The organism is Paenibacillus sp. FSL H8-0332 (assembly GCF_037963835.1).
Lineage (GTDB): Bacteria > Bacillota > Bacilli > Paenibacillales > Paenibacillaceae > Paenibacillus_AQ > Paenibacillus_AQ rhizoplanae.
Genome location: NZ_CP150145.1, coordinates 5,322,090 through 5,339,752, shown reverse-complemented (window position 1 = coordinate 5,339,752; position 17,663 = coordinate 5,322,090). Strand labels below are relative to the sequence as shown.

Annotated in this window: 7 protein-coding genes; all 7 read left to right on the top strand. The window is 59.4% G+C overall.

Going from position 1 to position 17,663, the window contains the following annotated elements:
• Nucleotides 1-82: 82 nt before the first annotated feature.
• The 7 genes from NST43_RS23060 (at nucleotide 83) to NST43_RS23030 (ending at nucleotide 17,260) form a co-directional block, all read left to right on the top strand.
• A complete protein-coding gene (locus tag NST43_RS23060) occupies nucleotides 83-1,501 on the top strand; it encodes a sugar ABC transporter substrate-binding protein (RefSeq protein ID WP_339219609.1) in 1,419 nt (472 codons plus the stop codon).
• Between the two features lie 139 nt (nucleotides 1,502-1,640).
• The gene (locus tag NST43_RS23055; RefSeq protein ID WP_209987798.1) at nucleotides 1,641-1,976 is read left to right on the top strand and encodes a cupin domain-containing protein; all 336 of its coding nucleotides are present in this window, start codon (nucleotides 1,641-1,643) and stop codon (nucleotides 1,974-1,976) included.
• A complete protein-coding gene (locus tag NST43_RS23050) occupies nucleotides 1,973-3,955 on the top strand; it encodes an alginate lyase family protein (RefSeq protein WP_339219608.1) in 1,983 nt (660 codons plus the stop codon). The genes NST43_RS23055 and NST43_RS23050 overlap by 4 nt, the downstream gene beginning before the upstream one ends.
• A 369-nt stretch (nucleotides 3,956-4,324) precedes the next feature.
• The gene (gene addB / locus NST43_RS23045; protein WP_339219607.1) at nucleotides 4,325-7,885 is read left to right on the top strand and encodes a helicase-exonuclease AddAB subunit AddB; all 3,561 of its coding nucleotides are present in this window, start codon (nucleotides 4,325-4,327) and stop codon (nucleotides 7,883-7,885) included.
• The gene (locus tag NST43_RS23040; RefSeq protein WP_339219605.1) at nucleotides 7,882-11,997 is read left to right on the top strand and encodes a UvrD-helicase domain-containing protein; all 4,116 of its coding nucleotides are present in this window, start codon (nucleotides 7,882-7,884) and stop codon (nucleotides 11,995-11,997) included. Before addB ends, NST43_RS23040 begins: the two co-directional genes overlap by 4 nt.
• A 423-nt stretch (nucleotides 11,998-12,420) precedes the next feature.
• Nucleotides 12,421-13,602, top strand: coding sequence for an exonuclease SbcCD subunit D (locus NST43_RS23035; protein WP_339219603.1), 1,182 nt, complete (start codon nucleotides 12,421-12,423; stop codon nucleotides 13,600-13,602).
• Nucleotide 13,603: 1 nt separating this feature from the next.
• Nucleotides 13,604-17,260 carry an AAA family ATPase gene (locus tag NST43_RS23030; protein WP_339219602.1) on the top strand — a complete coding sequence of 1,219 codons (3,657 nt, stop codon included), beginning with the start codon at nucleotides 13,604-13,606 and terminating at the stop codon, nucleotides 17,258-17,260.
• The last annotated feature ends 403 nt before the right edge of the window (nucleotides 17,261-17,663 follow it).

Below are 17,663 nucleotides of genomic sequence, written 5' to 3'. Positions count from 1 at the left end.
CCCACTGAAAGCGGAACCATTATGATTACGTTAACAGATAGCCGATTGCAGGCTGTCAGGACAAGCACAAGGGGGCATAACGATGGATAAAAAATGGGTTGTTGCAACAATGAGTACAGTGCTGGCACTGAGTCTGGCCGGCTGCGCTGCCGACAGCAATAAGGAGCCCGCGGCAAGTAACAGCAAACCGGCGGACACCAAGGGAGACAACGGAGCAGCAAGCGGCGGCAAAACCAAAATCCTCTACTGGACACCCGACCGTCACGATGCCGATTTCATGAAATCCAAGATTGATGAGTTCAACAAGACGAACAAGGATAACATCGAAGTGGAAATGACCGTGATGGGTGACAATTATCCGCAGGCGGTAGATATCGCTTTTGCCAGTAAGCAGGCTCCTGATGTGCTTCAGATTAATGACTTCCAGACCTATTACAAAAAAGGCTACATGGCCCCGATCAATGACTATATGAGCAGCGAGATGAAGGAGACCTTCAAGGACAGCCTGCTGGAGAACAAGAACACCGTGGACGGCAAGACCTATACCCTGCCCAACACCGGACAGATCTGGAGACTGATCTATAATAAAGATATCTTCAAGCAAGCGGGTATTGAGAATCCTCCGAAAACACTGGACGAGATGGTTGCTGCTGCCAAAAAGATTACCGAAACCGGCAAAAAGGACGGCGTATACGGCTTCGCCAGCCCGTTCAAGAGCTCAAGCGGCTTCTGGCGTGCCTCCAATACCGTAGCAGGCGCGAGCAACAATACCGGCATTGACGGCTACAATTACAAGACCGGCCAATTCGACTTCAGCATGTACAAGGATATTGCGCTGGCCCTGCGTCAGATGAATGAAGACGGCAGCATGCTGCCGGGCGTAGAGAGCCTGGATATCGATCCGCTGCGTGCGCAGTTCGCTCAAGGCAAAATCGGCATGTACATTAACCACTCCGCAGAGCCCGGCGTCTACAAAGACCAGTTCCCGACCACCGCTAATTGGGCTGCTGTTGCTGTACCGACTACGGACGGAACGATCAAGGGCGCATCGCAGATCATCGGCGGCTCCTACATCGGCATCAGCGCGGACAGCACGCACAAGGAAGCAGCGTGGAAGTTCATGGAGTATGTGTACAGCGACAGTCTGCAGAGCGAATATTATGAAAAAGGCTACGGCATCTCCCTGATCCCTACAGTCATCAGCTCCGGCAAAAAACCAAGCATTCCCGGCATTGAAGGCTTCCTGCCGAAGCGTTATGACGCCATTTATCCGGCGAACCCGCTGACCATTACAGAAGGATCACTGGAAGGCAGCAAATGGAGCGATGCGTTCTCAGTCTTCGTCTTCACCGGTGGAGATGTGGACAGCATTATCAAGGATCTGGACACCCGGTACAATGCATCTTTGGAAAAAGCGAGAGCTTCCGGCGCAACAAATATTGTGGCCGATCCAAGCTTTGACGCATCGAAGCTTCAGGGTAAATTATCCACCGAAGAATAAGAGGTAAGGTTCAGGCGGGTGGCCGATGCATGATGGATTCGGCCGCCTTGTCTTGGGGCCCCCCGCAAAGTACCTGAGTCATCATCGAAGCTAAAGCCCCACTTTGTGGGGATATTTTATAGAGAGGAGCAGATCCGAAATGATTATAGAGAATAGCGAAGCCGCAAAGACGGTTCTGAATGAGAGCAGTTCCCGTACCCTGCTTGCAAAGGGGGGCTCGATGATGATGGTGGAGGTCACCTTCGCCAAAGGCGGCATCGGGGAGGTTCATTCCCATGATGCGCATGAGCAGATCAGCTATATTGTGAAGGGCAGCTTTGAAGTCAAGGTCGGGGAGGAGACGCGTATTCTGAAGGCGGGCGACAGCTTCTATGCCGGGTATAATATTCCGCATGGCGTGAAGGCATTGGAGGATTCCGTTATTCTGGATGTGTTCAATCCGTTCCGTGAGGACTTCCTGGAGAAGCAGGAATGAAGGATTATTATCTGAACGTATCTGAGCTGCGCAGCGCTGCCGCTTATTATGCCCGCCATTTCCCCATCGAGGCGCAGAACTCGGTCCAGATTGCCGATCATGCCGTGAACAATGAATTCATTATTCCTTATACCGGTGATCTGAGCCGCTGGATTCCGCTGGGCAAGCCGGTGGCGGACTGGCTGCATAATCCTACGAACGACCCCGAATTCACCTGGGGCATCAACCGCCACTGGCATATGCTGGATCTGGGCAAGGCCTATCTGATGAACGGCAAGCCGGAATACGTTACGGCCTTTATGCAGCATTTCCGCAGCTGGCGCGAGCAGAATCCGGTTCCTGTGATCCCGTCGTATGAGGAAGCGGTCTTTTTCCAGAAGCTAGGTCCATGGCGTCTGCTGGAGACCGGCCTGCGTGTGCAGTCCTGGATCTCTGCTTATAAATATATGGAGGACAGTCCGCTGCTGGGCGAGGGGTTCCGCAACGAGCTGCTGGAGGGGCTTGCGGAGCATGCCGAATTTCTGACCCGCTACCTCGGCAGCACGGAGATCAATCATGCGATTATGCATATGCAGGGCCTCTACATGATTGCTGTCTTCCATCACGAGCATCCGCGCGCCCCGTATTGGCGGCAGCTGGCCGGGGAGCGCCTGGAGCTGTGTCTGCTTCATCAGGTGGGGCCGGAAGGGATTCAGATTGAGCTGACCACCCATTACCATGATGCGGCCATTGAGATGTTCGGGACGCCTTATCTGCTGGGCGCGTTATCCGGCCACCCGTTCTCCGCCTGGTACGGCGGGCAGCTACGCAAGATGGCCGCGTTCACCGAAGCGCTGGTCCGCCCTGATCACCAGTCCACCGGGATCGGCGATTCCGACTGGATCAGCAGCGGCCGGCAGCGGCTGACGCTGCTGGGGGCTATTCTGAAGGATGATGCGCTGGTTGGACGCGGCACGGGCAATGCAGAATGCCTCTGGCTGCTGGGAGCTGAGGCGTATGAGCGGTGTGTGCAGCTTCAGGCGGAGTCTGCGCCTTCGGCGACCAGCGTGGCTTTTGTGCAGACCGGGTATTATGTGATGCGGGACCGGCAGCAGTATCTGTTCTTCGATGCCGCAGAGATGGGCGGAGCACACGGCCATGCCGATGCGCTGAATCTGGAGTGGATGTGGAACGGGCAATTGCTCTTCACCGATACCGGGAGGTACACCTACGAGGAAGGGGAATGGCGCCGTTATTTCAAAAGCACACGCGCGCACAACACCATCACCATAGACGGGTTGGATCAGACGCCTTATATCTCTACCCAGCAATGGGGGGAGCCTGTGGCTAAGGCCTGCACCTTCCGCTGGGAGAGCAACAGCCGTTATCACTTCGTTGATGCCGCACATGACGGATACACCCGTCTCCCCCTTCCGGTAATGCACCGGCGATGGGTGCTGCTGGGCGTGGAGGTGCCGCTGCTGCTGATTGCGGACTGGCTGGAGGGGGATGGCGCGCATGAGCTGGAGCAGCGGTTCCATCTGCACCCGGAGGCGGTGCTGGAGCTGTCTTCCGAAGCCGGAGCGGCTGGAGAGGCTGTGACCGGAGCCGGAGAACCCGAAGTTGAAGACGGAGCCGCACAGCCTACAGCAACCGTGGTCTATCCCGGCTCTACAGTGAAGCTGAATATGAGCTGGATGACCAGCGGCCTGAAGGATGAACAGTTCACGGTGAGTAAGGAGCAGGGCTGGGTATCGGAGGTCTACGGCTCCAAATCGGAGATTCCGGTAGTAGAGGGCCGGGCGGCTTGGGCCGGAAAGGCTGGAATTCTGACGCTGTGCCTGCCCGGCGATGCGGCAGACGGCAGCGGTCCGCTGCACGTGAGCACCTGCGTGGTGGATGCGGAGCGGCGGCGGGTCGAGCTGTCCTATGTATACGGAGATGCGATCGGCACAATTGTAATCGGCCCGGACACCCTGGGCTGGACGGAGCGGAAGTAATAAGGGTCTTGTGCTTTATTGCATTTTGTACAACTAAAACATCTAATGCCTAACCTATTAGCTGTTTAGTTGTAATTCACATGAGTTTATTCAGACTTTTCCGTCCGCCGTTTCCACGGCTCCGGGAGAGTCTTTTATTTAAATATAATGTATATGTTTCACACTATACATTATCCTTCTATTTCTCGCCGAAACGGTACCGTCCTTTAAAAGGACGGCACAGCTGTTTCCACTTGGTGTATTTGCAAACAATGGCAAACGTACGTTCTGGAGCGTGTGTTGGAGGTATGCTATACTATTGAGACGAGAAGTTTCATAGATTCTGGTGTCGCATAGAGTGCCAGGGTTCAACGGAAGGAGTCTGCTGAAATGACGGTTAACTTCATCATCGGCCGCTCGGGCAGCGGCAAGACGACTACAATATGGGAGCGGGTATCCTCCAGGCTGAAGGCAGAGCCGCTGGGGGCCCCGATCATTATACTTGTTCCCGAGCAGGGATCGTTCGGAGCGGAACGGGGACTACTGGCGGCGGGCGGCGTGAAGGGAAGTCTGCGCGCCCAGACGCTCAGCTTCTCGCGTCTTGCTTACCGAGTGAAGCAGGAGACCGGCGGCAGCGCGAGTCTGCCTATCAGTGAAGAAGGCAAGAAAATGCTGATCTACAAGATTATCAGCAAGCGCAAGGAGGAGCTGAAGCTGTTCGGCGCTTCCTCGGACCGTCCGGGATTTGTGGAGCGGCTCAGCAGTCTGCACACGGAGCTTAAGCGCTGCTGTCTTGGAGCCGGAGACCTGGAGGAGCAGATCGGCAGAATGCGGGATGCCACGCTGGGCAGCCCTATTCTGGCCGGGAAGCTGGATGATCTGCATCTCGTCTTCAGCGAGCTGGACCAGGAGATGTCACAGCTCTATATAGATGAAGAGGACAGACTGGCCGAACTGGCTGAGCATATCGCGGACTCTGCCTATATCCGCGGCGCCGAGATCTGGGTGGACGGCTTCCACGGCTTCAGCAACCAGGAATTCATCGTCTTGCGTGAGCTCATGCAGTACGCGGACACAATGACCATTGCGCTCACACTGGACCGGATCTATCCGCCGGGCCTTGCCCCGCATGAGCTGGAGCTGTTCCATCCGGCGGCGGTTACTTACATTAAGCTGCGGGGATTAGCAGAGGAGCTGGGACTTACCGTGTGGGATGAGCTGCTGGCTCCGCCCGTCCTGCCAAGGTTCAAGGACGCTCCCGTACTCGCGCATCTGGAGCGCGGATTACAGCGCCGGCATTCCTGGGCAGGGCCGGCTGAACAGGTGAAGGAAGCCATCAGCATCCGGGCTGCGGCTTCACGCCGCACCGAGGTAGAGGGCGTGCTGCGCGAGATGCAGGCCCTGGCCAGAGAATCGGGAGCCAAATATGGGGAAATGGCGGTATTCATGCGCAATATGGCCGATTATGAGCCGCTGATCGCCCCGTTATTTCAGGACTTCGGCGTTCCGTTCTTCCTGGACCAGAAGCTCAGTGAGCTGCATCATCCGCTGGTGGAATTCATCCGCTCCGCCCTGGATGTCGTCCGCCGCCGCTGGCGTTATGAAGATGTGTTCCGCTGCGTGAAGACCGAGCTGCTGCTGCCGCTGGACAGAAGCATTACCCGCGCCCATATGGATGAGCTGGAGAATTACGTGCTGGCCTGCGGCATTCACGGCTCCCGCTGGACGAATGGGCGCTCCTGGAAGGGCATTCCGCGCCTCTCGCTGGAGGGCAGTGAAGCTGTAGATGAAGCAATGCTGGCAAGAATGGAGGCCTGCCGGAAGGCGGTTGCGGAACCGCTGCAGGCATTTGAGCAGAGAATCAAAGCCAGCCGCAGCGGCCTGGAACTGTGCAAGGCGGTATATCTGCTGCTGGAGGATACGGAAGCGGCACGCAAGCTTGAAGGGATGGGAGCGGAGTCTCTGAAGCAGGGACGTCCGGAAGCCGCCCGGGAGCATAGCCAGCTCTGGGGCGCTGTTCTGGGTCTGCTGGACCAGATTGCCGAGATGATGGGCAAGGAACGGATAGAATTCAGCCTGTTCGCCGGGGTGCTGGAGACCGGGCTGGCGGAGCTTAAGATGGGGCTCGTCCCGCCCGCACTTGACCAGGTGCTGGTAGGTACGATGGACCGTACCCGGGTGTCGGGGGTGAAGTACGCCTTCCTGCTCGGTTTCAACGAAGGAGTGGTTCCGGCGCAGTTCAAGGAAGACGGCATTCTTTCCGAAGGGGAACGCCTCCTGCTGGAGAAGTCCGGTATGGAGCTTGCGCCGGGCTCCTCCCGGAAGCTGCTGGATGAACGCTTCCTGATCTATAATGCGCTTACGACGGCCAGCAGGAAGCTGTGGATCAGCTATGCCGTAGCTGACGATGAGGGGAAGGCGCTGCAGCCTTCGGAGGTCATCCGCCAGCTGCAGGGAATGTTCCCGCAGCAGTTAGATGAACAATTCCTCTCCGGCTTCCCGCAGAGCGGCAATGATGACGACGCTGTCCATATGGACTTCATCGGCCATCCTGAGCAGACGCTCCGCATGCTGCTGCTTCAGCTCCGCCAGTGGCGTCAAGGGGCAGAGATATCCGGCATGTGGTGGGAGGTCTATAACTGGTTTGCGGCGGAGCAGGGCGCAGACAAGTCTGCGGATGAACAGGCAGCGGAATACCGCCATGCGGATCTGTCCATGAAGCTGAAGCTGGAGCGGTTGCTCGGCTCGCTGTTCTACCGCAATGAAGGCATCCGGCTGAAGAAGGAGACCAGTCTGCGGCTGTATGGCGGCTCCACGCTGCGCGGCAGCGTGTCCCGGATGGAGCGGTTTGTCGCCTGCTCCTTCTCCCATTTCGCTTCCTATGGGCTGAGGCTGAAGGAGCGCCAGCTCTACAAGCTCCAGGCCCCGGATATCGGGCAGCTCTTCCATGCGGCCCTCAGTGAAATGGCGAAGCGGCTGCAGGAGCAAGGCCGCAGCTGGGGCAGCATGACTGCGGATGAATGCCGCACGGAGGCGGGGAAGACCGTGGACAAGCTGTCTCCGCTGTTACAGGGAGAGATTCTGATGAGCAGCAAGCGCTACGGCTATATCTCGCGCAAGCTGAAGAATATTGTCGGCCGTGCTTCAGTCATCCTCGGGGAGCATTCGCGGCGCGGGAGCTTCGAGCCGGTCGGGCTGGAGCTGGATTTTGGCCCGGGCATGGAGCTGCCTCCGCTGAGAATTACACTGCCCAACGGCTGTGTTATGGAGGTGGTCGGCCGGATTGACCGGGTGGATAAGGCTGAAGGGGAGCAGGGGATTCTGCTGCGGGTTATCGACTACAAATCAAGCCAGAAGGATCTTAAGCTGCATGAGGTCTACTATGGTTTGTCGCTGCAGATGTTAACGTACCTTGATGTGCTGCTGACCTATTCCGAGCAATGGCTCGGCCAGGAAGCACTGCCTGCCGGGGCGCTCTATTTCCACGTTCATGATCCGCTTCTGACCTCAGCCAACGGAATGAACCGGGAGCAGGCGGAGCAGGAGCTAATGAAGCGCTTCAAGATGAAGGGCCTGCTGACCGCCGACCGCGAGGTGGTCTCGCTGATGGATACCACACTCGACAAAGGGTATTCTTCTATTGTTCCGGTAGCGCTGAAGAGTGACGGCAGCTTCTACAGCAGCGCATCCGTAGCTACCCCAGAGCAGTGGGGGCAGCTGAGGTCCTCGGTACGCAGCACGATCTCGGAGATCGGGACCAGCATTACGGAGGGGGATGTGGCTATACAGCCTTACCGCATTCAGCAGGAAACAGCCTGTACCTTCTGCTCCTTCCGTCCCGTCTGCCAGTTCGATGAAGCGGTGGAGGGCAATAGTTATAACATTCTAAGTAAGCCCGGCAAAGAAGTGATCTGGGATCTGCTGTCCCGCAAAGGAGGAGAGAAGCTGTGAGCACAAGACCTGTACCTGAAACGAAGCCGGAAGGCAGTCTGTGGAGTGATGACCAGTGGCGCGCCATTGCCGAGAGCGGCAGCGATATTCTCGTGGCGGCGGCAGCCGGTTCCGGCAAAACGGCGGTTCTCGTCGAGCGGATTATCCGCAAAATCAGCAATGAGGAAGCGGGCTTCAGCGTGGACAGGCTGCTGGTGGCAACATTCACCAAGGCTGCCGCCTCCGAGATGCGCCAGCGTATCCGGGAAGCGCTGGAGCGTAAGCTGGAGGAGGATAGTGAAGGCGGGAACGAATATCTGCGCCGCCAGCTTGCCCTCTTGGGCAGAGCCTCCATTACCACGCTGCATTCCTTTTGCCTTGAAGTAATCCGCCGGTACTATCAGATGATCCCGATCGATCCCGGCTTCCGTATCCTGAATGAGCATGAGGCCGAGATGATGCGCCAGGAGCTGCTGGAAGAGCTGCTCGAGGAGAAATACGGCGAGGTTGCCGAGGATGGGGAAGATACCTTGTTCGTGCAGCTCGCAGACTGGTTCAGCGGTGAACGGAGTGATGATGCGGTGCATTCGCTGATCCAGCGGCTGCATGATTTTGCGCGCAGTCATCCCTGGCCTGCGCAGTGGCTGAGGGATACCGCAGCCGACTTTGCGCTGCCGGATGCTGAGGCTCTGAGCCATACGCCTTGGGTGCAGAGCATTCTTGCCGAAGCCCAGCTGACGCTGAAGGGGGCGATCAGCCAGCTGGAGCAGGGGCGTGACATTGCGCTTCAGCCCGGCGGTCCGGCGCCTTACGCGGAGAATCTTACTGCTGATCTGGAGATGGCGCAGAGCCTGCTGGACGCGGTGGACTCTCAGCCCTGGGCCGGATTGTATGATATCTTCATGGAGATTTCCTTCGGGAAGCTGAAGCCCTGCAAGAAGGATGCTACTGACCCGTTGCTTCAGGAGAGCGTGAAGGCAATCCGGGATCAGGTGAAGAAGAGCCTATTGGAGCTGCAAAAGTCCCTGTTCGGCCGTCCCGCAGAATCCTTCCTGGGTGAACTTCATACGGCGGCTCCGCTGATGCAGGAGCTGGCGGAGACCGTAATCGCGTTCGGCGAGCGCTACCGGCTGGAGAAGGCGGGCCGGGGGCTGGTGGACTTCAGTGATCTGGAGCATTACTGCCTGCAGATTCTGCGCCATCCGGACTCGCAGCCGGGACATTCACTGCCATCGGATGCGGCGATGGAGTACCGCAGCCAGTTCGATGAAGTGCTGCTGGATGAATATCAGGATACTAACAGTGTGCAAGAGGAGATTGTCCGGCTGATCTCCCGGGAATCCCCCGGGAACCGCTTCATGGTCGGGGATATGAAGCAGAGTATTTACCGGTTCCGCCTGGCGGAGCCGGGACTGTTCCTGGATAAATACCGCAGGTTCAGTAATGAGCCGGGACAGGAGGAACGGGAAGATGGCCTGGTCATTGATCTGGCCCGCAATTTCCGCAGCAGGCTGGAAGTGGTGAATGCGGTGAATATGGTCTTCCGGCAGATCATGGACAGCAATGTCGCGGAAATTAGTTATGACGAGCGGGCAGAGCTGGTGTACGGAGCGAACTTCCCGGGAGCCGCAGAGAAAGGCCCGGATACTTATTTTGCGCCGGAGCTGCTGCTGATCGACAAGGGAGCCTCTCCCCCGGGTCCTGCGGAAGAAGCGGCAGAGAGCGATGAGTTGCCTCTTCTGGAGCTGGAGGCTGCCGAGAGTGAGACTGCGCAGCTGGAAGCACGGGCCATTGCCCGGCGCATCTCGCAGATGACGGGAATGACGGGCGGTGAGCCGCTGCTGATCTATGATAAAGGACTGCGGATCATGCGTCCTGTAGTATACGGCGACATCGTTATTCTGCTGCGTTCGGCCCGGGTATGGACGCCGTTGATGATTGAGGAGCTGCGGGGAGAAGGTATTCCGGCGTACGGGGACCAGAACAAGGGGTATTTTCAGGCTACAGAGGTGGAGATTGCCCTCTCCCTGCTGCAGATTGTCGATAATCCCCGCCAGGACATCCCGCTGGCCGGAGTGCTGCGCTCACCGGTAGTGAATCTACGGGAGGAGGAGCTGGCGAAGGTGCGGCTGTGCAGCAGAGGGACGTTCTATGATGCGCTGGTTGCTGCCTCTGAAGCAGGGGAAGCACTTCGGAACAATCCGCCGGACCTGTTCCGGGAGGCCGCGCTGCTGGCGGGGCAGGATGCCGGTACCGGTGACACAGCCGGAGAGACAGCCGCCGCGTCAGAGCTTACGCCATCGTCCGGAGATGAGAGTGTACAGGAATATATGGCTGTTGGAACCGATGCTTCGGCGGCGCTGCAGGATATTCCGCTTACGCTACAACGTAAGCTTAAGTCCTTCCTGGACAGGCTGGAGAACTGGAGAAATGCGGCCCGGCAAGGAAGCTTAAGCGAGCTGATCTGGAGGATCTACCGTGAGAGCGGGTATCTGGAATGGGTCGGGGGGCTTCCCGGAGGCTTTCAGCGTCAGAACAATCTGAAGGCCCTGTATGACCGGGCTGTTCAATTCGAGAACGAGACCTCGGCCAGAGGGTTATTCCGCTTCCTGGTGTTCATCTCAAGGCTGAGAGAGAACGGCGGCGATCTGGGTGTTGCAGGTGGAGCCAGCGAGGAGGCCGGGGGCGTCAGAATTATGACGATCCACAAGTCCAAGGGTCTGGAGTTCCCTGTTGTCTTCCTGGCAGGTATGGCCAAAATGTTCAACCGTCAGGATCTGCATTCTCCGTTCCTGATGCATAAGGAGCTTGGCTTCGGGCCGCGTTTCGTGGAGCGGGAGACCCGAGTCAGCTACCCCACGCTGCCCTATCTGGCGATTAACCGCCGTTCGCGGCTGGAGCTGCTCGCTGAGGAGATGCGCGTGCTCTATGTCGGACTGACCCGTCCGCGCGACAAAATGATTCTGGTCGGCACGGTCAGGGATCTGCCGCGCACGGTTTCGGGCTGGGCAGCGATGCAGGGCCGCGAAGAGCTGCTGCTGGCGGATCACCTGCTGGCCCGGGGCCGCAGTTATCTGGACTGGGTGGGACCGGCGCTGATCCGCCACCCTGCCGCCGCTATTCTGCGCAAGCTGGCAGGCAGCGAGGGGCCAGTCTCCACGGTGCTGCATGGCGATGAGTCGAACTGGAGCATTACGGTGACTGGTGCAGCGGAGCTTAGCCCGGGCGCTTTTCTTGCCGGGGATGACGATCAGGACAAGAACGAACAACGGCGGGTGATTTTGGAGGCGCTCCGCAGGGGCAGGGCGGTGTCAACACCTGAGACCCCGGCTGCTGCGCAGATTGCGGAGAGACTGGGCTGGACTTACCGGTATGCGGCAGCATCAAGCATCCCTGCTAAGACCTCGGTCACCGAGCTCAAGGGGTTATTGTCGATGCAGGAGCAGCCGTCGTACGACCAGTTGGAGGAGCGGAAGCTCCCGGGTGGACCGGACGAACGGAACGAGCGCGGGTATAGGGACAGCCTGCATCTCCAGCGGCCGAAATTCATGGAAAAGCGGGGACTTACTCCTGCCGAGCGCGGAACGGCTTACCATACGGTGATGCAGCATATTCCCCTGGATGAGCCGGTAGACCGGTCTGTGCTGGAAGCTACGCTTGCGCGTCTTGTAAGGCTTGCTATCCTTAGCAGGGAACAGGCGGACGCGGTGGTGCTGGAGGAAGTCGAGCAGTTCTGTCGGAGTGAGCTGGGCCACAGACTCCTCCACTCTGCATGGAAGACCAGAGAGCAGCCCTTCAGTTACACGATGCCAGCCGGTGAAGCCTATCGGGGGCTTGACTATCTGGATGAAGCGGCTGCCGGACTTGCGGATGAGCAGGGCGGCGGTGATTTTGCGGAGACGGTCCTAATTCAAGGGGTGATCGACTGCCTGTTCCGGGAAGAGGGGCGGCTGATTCTGCTCGATTACAAAACAGATCATATCCCTCCGCACGGAGACGGGCTTACACAGCTGTCGGACAAATACCGTTTCCAGCTGGAGCTGTACAGCAAGGCGCTGCTGGATATTCTGGGCGAGCCGGTCAGCGAGATATGGCTGTACTTTTTCGACGGCGGACATGCGGTGAGGTTGTGAGCGGCGGGGAAGGGTTGCGGTAGCTGCGGCGGATGTAAGGTGTTGAGCGGGCCTTTAGACTAATACATGGCTGTGGTCTGTTCATTGGAATGATGCGAAATGTTGTACTTATTGCAGCTTGGATGTAGACATTGCTGCGTGTCGGAGCGGATTGCTGCATGAAATGCAAGAATGGCTTCGTACATCGGACTTAAGCAGGTGGAATTCTGCTTTTATTGCAACAATTCCAGTATAAGACAGGTGCTTATCGCAGGAAGGTTGTATTTCGTGCAGCATTACTGGCCAAGATCAATGAAATCAATCAGGGAACAACAGCGGCCGGAAGTCCAAAGTTTCAACGCAGTGACGACCGAGCTTTGAGTTCAAATCTTAAGTGTTTTTTATATATGATTGCCGCAGACAGGCGGGGAAAAGAGGGCGGAAATGCGCATATTGCATACGGGAGACTGGCATCTGGGGCGGACGCTGGAGGGCCGAAGCCGGCAGAAGGAGCAGGAGCAGTTCGTGGATGAGCTGGTGGAGATTGCCGATTCCTCTGGGGCAGATCTGATTCTGATGGCGGGGGATGTCTATGATTCGGTGAATCCTCCAGCTGCAGCTGAGCAGCTGTTCTATGACGCGGCGGCCAGACTGACGGCAGGCGGCCGTCCGCTGGTGGTTATTTCGGGCAATCACGACCAGCCGGAGCGCGTAGCTTCCGTGTCCCCGCTTGTCCGCAGGCAGGGGATTACGCTCATCGGACTGCCGACTTCGGAGCCGGTCACAGTGCATGCGGCCAGAACCGGCGAGGTTGCCAAAATCGCTGCGCTCCCTTACCCCTCCGAAGCCCGGCTGGGCGAGCTGCTCGCCGGGGACAGCGGAGAGGCTGAGCTGCGGCTGGCTTACAGCGCCCGGGTCGGGCGGCTGATGAATCTCCTTGGACGCGAGTTCACCCCGCAGACTGTCAATCTGGCGATGAGCCATATTTATGTGCTGGGCGGCGTGGAGAGTGACTCCGAACGGCCGATCCAGGTCGGCGGTGCGTATACCGTTGATCCTTCGGCACTCTCTTGCGGCGCGCAATATACGGCACTTGGGCATCTTCACCGCGCCCAGCGGGTCAAGGGCGACGGGATGATCCGCTACAGCGGCTCCCCGCTGGCTTACAGCTTCTCTGAAGCAGGTCAGGCCAAGTCGGTGGCCATGATTGATGTCGCACCCGGCGGGGAGCCGGTGTTCGAGGAGATCTATCTCTCCTGCGGGCGGCCGCTGGTCAACTGGAAGTCCACCGGCGGATTGCAGGAGGTCTACGGCTGGCTGGATGAGGGCAGGGACGCCGGGGCGTTCATTGATCTGGAGCTGCGCCTCACCGAGGCTATGTCCATGAATGATATCCAGCGGCTGCGCAAGTCACGGGAAGGCATCGTCCATATCCGGCCAATCTATCCGCAGATGGAGCAGGAGCTGGAAGAGCTGTCCCGCTCCCGCATGCCGGTACAGGAGCTGTTCCGGAGGTTCTATCAGCGCCAGACCGGCGGTGCGGAGCCGGATGACAGCCTGATTGCGCTGTTCCTGGAGCTGGCGGAAGAAGAGCGGCACGAAGCTGCGGAAGGGGAGGAGAATTGATTTGAAGCCGATACTATTGAAATTATCCGGGCTGCAGAGTTACCGGGCGCAGCAGGAGATTGATTTTGCCAGCTTGACCGAGACAGGGCTGTTCGGGATCTTCGGTCCGACGGGCAGCGGCAAATCCAGTCTGCTGGATGCCATTACACTGGCGATGTACGGCAAAGTGGAGCGCGCCGTGAACGGAACCCAGGGGATTATGAACCATTCCGAGGACCAGCTCAGCGTGGCCTTCACCTTCGAGCTGACCTCCTCTTCCGGGGCACGGCGCTATCGTGTGGAACGGAAGTTCAAACGCACCGGGGAGCAGTCGGTCAGCAATACGATCAGCCGGTTCATTGAGGTCAAGGCTGACGGGGATCTTGTGATGGCCGACAAGCTGGCGGAGGTTACGCGCTGTGTCGAAGAGCACATCGGGCTGAAGATGGATGACTTCACCCGGGCTGTTGTGCTGCCGCAGGGCAAATTCGCCGAGTTCCTGTCGCTGCGGGGCGTGGACCGCAGGCAGATGCTCCAGCGTCTGTTCCATCTGGAACAGTACGGCGACGGGCTGGCACTGAAGCTGAGCCGCCGCGTCAAGGAGAACGAGGCAGCGCTGCGCGCTCTGGAAGCCGAGCAGCAGGGGCTGGGCAGCGCGGGCAAGGCAGATGTGGAAGCGGCCGCCATCCGTGTGCAGGAGGCGATCCGTCATGCGGCGGATTGCCGGGGGCGGCTCACGGAGGCTGCGGAGCGCGCAGAGCGCTTCGTCCGCATCCGCGAGCTGCAGGAGGAACGGGCCCGCCGCGAGTCGCAGCGGCAGGCTCTTCTGGCCCAGGAGGAGCAGATCCTCCTCCTGGAGCAGAAGCTCGGCAAGGCGGACGAGGCCGAGCGGAGATTGCCCGCGCTGAAGGCTTGGCGCAGCGCGGAGGAGGCCTGGAAGGCCCGGGCGGCACGCGCCGGGGGCCTTGAGGCCTTGGCCGCCGCTGCCGTGCAGGAGGCGGCGGCTGGGGCGGAAGCGGAAGCAGCGGCCCAGGCCTCGCTGTCCGCAGGCGAGCCGGCCCTTCGCGAGGAGGAGGGCCGGTACCGGCGCGCGCTCGAGCTTGAGGCCGAGCTCGGCGCGCTGCACAGCGAGCGGGCGGCGCTGCAGGCGCGCCGCGAGGAAGCCGCCCGGGGCTTGGCCGCCGGGCGGGAGGGCCTGGCCCGGGAGCGTGAGCTTTTGGCCCGCGGCCAAAAGAAACAGCACGAGCTGCAGCAGAGCCTGCAGCCGCTGGCGGTCCGCTCCCAGGAGCGGCAGTCTCTGCAGGAAGCCATGCAGAGACTGCAGGGGCTGCGTTCTGCCGAGGCCCAGCGGGAATCGGCAGAACGTGAACGGCAGGGCCGCGCGGCGGTGCTCGCAGCGGCGGAGGCGCGGCTGGCCGCCGCCGGGTCCCGGCGGCAGGCGCTGGATGCCGGGCGCGGGGAACTGCTGGCCGCCGCCGCCCTGCACCAGGAAGAGCTGCGGACGGCCGAAGGGGCAGCGGGGGACGCTGCCGGCCGCCTGGAGGAGCACATCAGCGCGCTGGAGGCTGCGCTGAAGGAGCAGGAGGTTCACCGGCTCTCGCAGGCGCTCGCCGGTGAACTCCAGGAAGGGGTTCCCTGCCCGGTATGCGGCAGTGAGCACCACCCCTCCCCTGCGTTTCATCAGCAGGGGGACCCTGAGGAGCTGGACAACCGGCTCCGCCATGTCCGCGTTCAGGCCCGGCAGGCGCTGGAGACGCGCCATCTGCTGCGCAGCCTGCTGGAGCAGGACAGCTCGTGGCTCGCTCAGCTAGGGGGAATTGCGTCCGAAGAGGCGCTGGACCAGTCCGCCGCTGGCGCAGCCGGGGTAGAGCCGGCTGCGGACAAGACGGCAAGCATTTCTTCCCACACCGTAGAAGCACCCAAGCTCTCAAGTAGTCCGGGCTCCAATGCCGAATCTGTTACTCTCAGCAATTCCGAGTCCCACGCCGCTGCAGATTCCTTAAACACTTCGGAGTCTCTTGAGGCTTCCAATCTCTTAACCGGTTCCGGCTCCTATGCAGCACCTGACTCTCTGAATAGTTCGGATTCACACGCCGCACCCGACTCCCAGGCACCCGCGCAGCTCCCGGACGAACAAGCCCTATCTGCGCTGAATGGCCAGTTGTCTGCCTTGAATGAGCAGCTGCCCGCGCTGCGAGGCCGCTCCGCAGAGCTGCGCCGTGCGGCCTCGGACTGGCAGCGTTCTCTACAGGAGCTTGAGCAGACGTATCACAAGGAAGCGGCAGGTGCCGAAGCGGAGAAGACCTGGCTGCAGGGGCTGTCTGCCAAGGCAGAGGAGCTGGCCGCTTCAGCCAGCAAGCTAAGGGAGGAATGGAGCCGTCTCTTTCCGGAGCTTGTCCCGGAGGAAGCGGAAAGAACGTATCAGGAGATGCTTGGCAAGGATGAACGCGCCGAGGAGATTCGCAGCCGGCTGGAGATCAGCGTCAAGTTCCTGGACGAGAAAAGCCTCGCCGTGCAGACGCTGAACGAGCAGCTGGCCGGATTGGACAAGGAGCTGGCGCAGTGGGATGCGCAGCTTGAAGGCAAAGAGGCGCTTGCCCGCGATAAAGAGCAGCGCCTGCGCGAAGGGACCGGCGGCGAGCCTGCCGGAGCGCTGCTGGCAGGATGTGAACGCAGATTGCTGGAGCTGCAGACTGCGCTGGAACGCAGCCGGCAGGAACACCGCCGGGCAGCGGACAAGGCGCAGCAGCAGACCCGTGAAGCTGCGGTTGCCCGCCAGGCGGCAGAATCGGCGCAGGAGCATTATACCGCTGCCGCCGCCCAGTGGGAGGAGAGTCTGCAGTCTTCGCCGTTCACTTCGGCCGCCGAGGTGGAGGCTTCATCGCTGGAGACCGGAGAACGGGCACAGGCCGCCGAACGTGTGAAGTCCTACCGCGAAGAGGAGGCGGAGTGCTTGCTGCAGCTGCGGAGCATTGAAGTGAAGCTGGCTGGAGCGGTGCTCAGCAGTGAAGAATGGCAGGAGAGCCAGGAAACGCTGCTAAGGTGTAAAGAGGACGATGAAGCCTCGCTTCAGGCCCGTGCTCGGGCAGAGCGGGATCTGGAGGATCTGGAGCAGCGCCATATCCGCTGGGTAGAGCTGGAGGACAAGCGGGCCGGACATGCGGCGATGCAGGAGCGTCTATCCAAGCTGCAGACCGTACTGCGCGGAAATGCTTTTGTGGAGTACATTGCAGAGGAGCAGCTGATGCAGGTATGCCAGGCTGCGTCGCAGCGGCTACGGTTCCTGAGCAAGCAGCGTTATGCGCTGGAGGTGGATTCAGGCGGGGGCTTCGTCATCCGGGATGACGGGAACGGCGGCGTAAGGCGTCCGGTGTCCACGTTATCCGGGGGAGAGACCTTCCTGACCTCCCTATCGCTGGCGCTTGCCCTGTCAGCCCAGATTCAGCTGCGCGGACAATATCCGCTGCAATTCTTTTTCCTGGATGAGGGCTTCGGCACCCTGGACCCGGATTTGCTCGACACCGTCATTACTTCACTGGAGAGACTGCATAATGACCAGCTGTCCGTGGGCATCATCAGCCATGTTCCCGAACTTCGGGCCCGCCTGCCGCGCAAGCTGATTGTAGTTCCAGCAGAGCAGGGCGGCGGGGGTTCAACCATTCTTTTGGAAAAAATGTGAAAGACGGGGTTGGTTGTGATAACAATCACAGATACACCTCCAACCCCCTGTTATAATACAGCTAAGCCGACATTATTTGAAACACCTCGGCGGACGTATGACAGGGAATTACTCCTTCTCATACGTCCGCCGCCGAAGCAGCTTATATGAGCTGTGAAGGGTGTTTCTTTTTTTTGTCTTTTTTTGGTTTCAAACACAATTGTACGCGAAAACCGAACACAATCACAATGTCTGCCCGGCCTGTTATAATACAGCCTGCCCTCCCAGTTTCCCTCACAATCCCAGCATAAGCCGCCCCCCAAACAACTGTTTTTGCCGGAATAATAGCCTTCTGCCTTTCGTAATTGCTCAACATCCTGTATGATTAGAGTCATACATTGAAATTTGTCGCGAAGCCGATCAG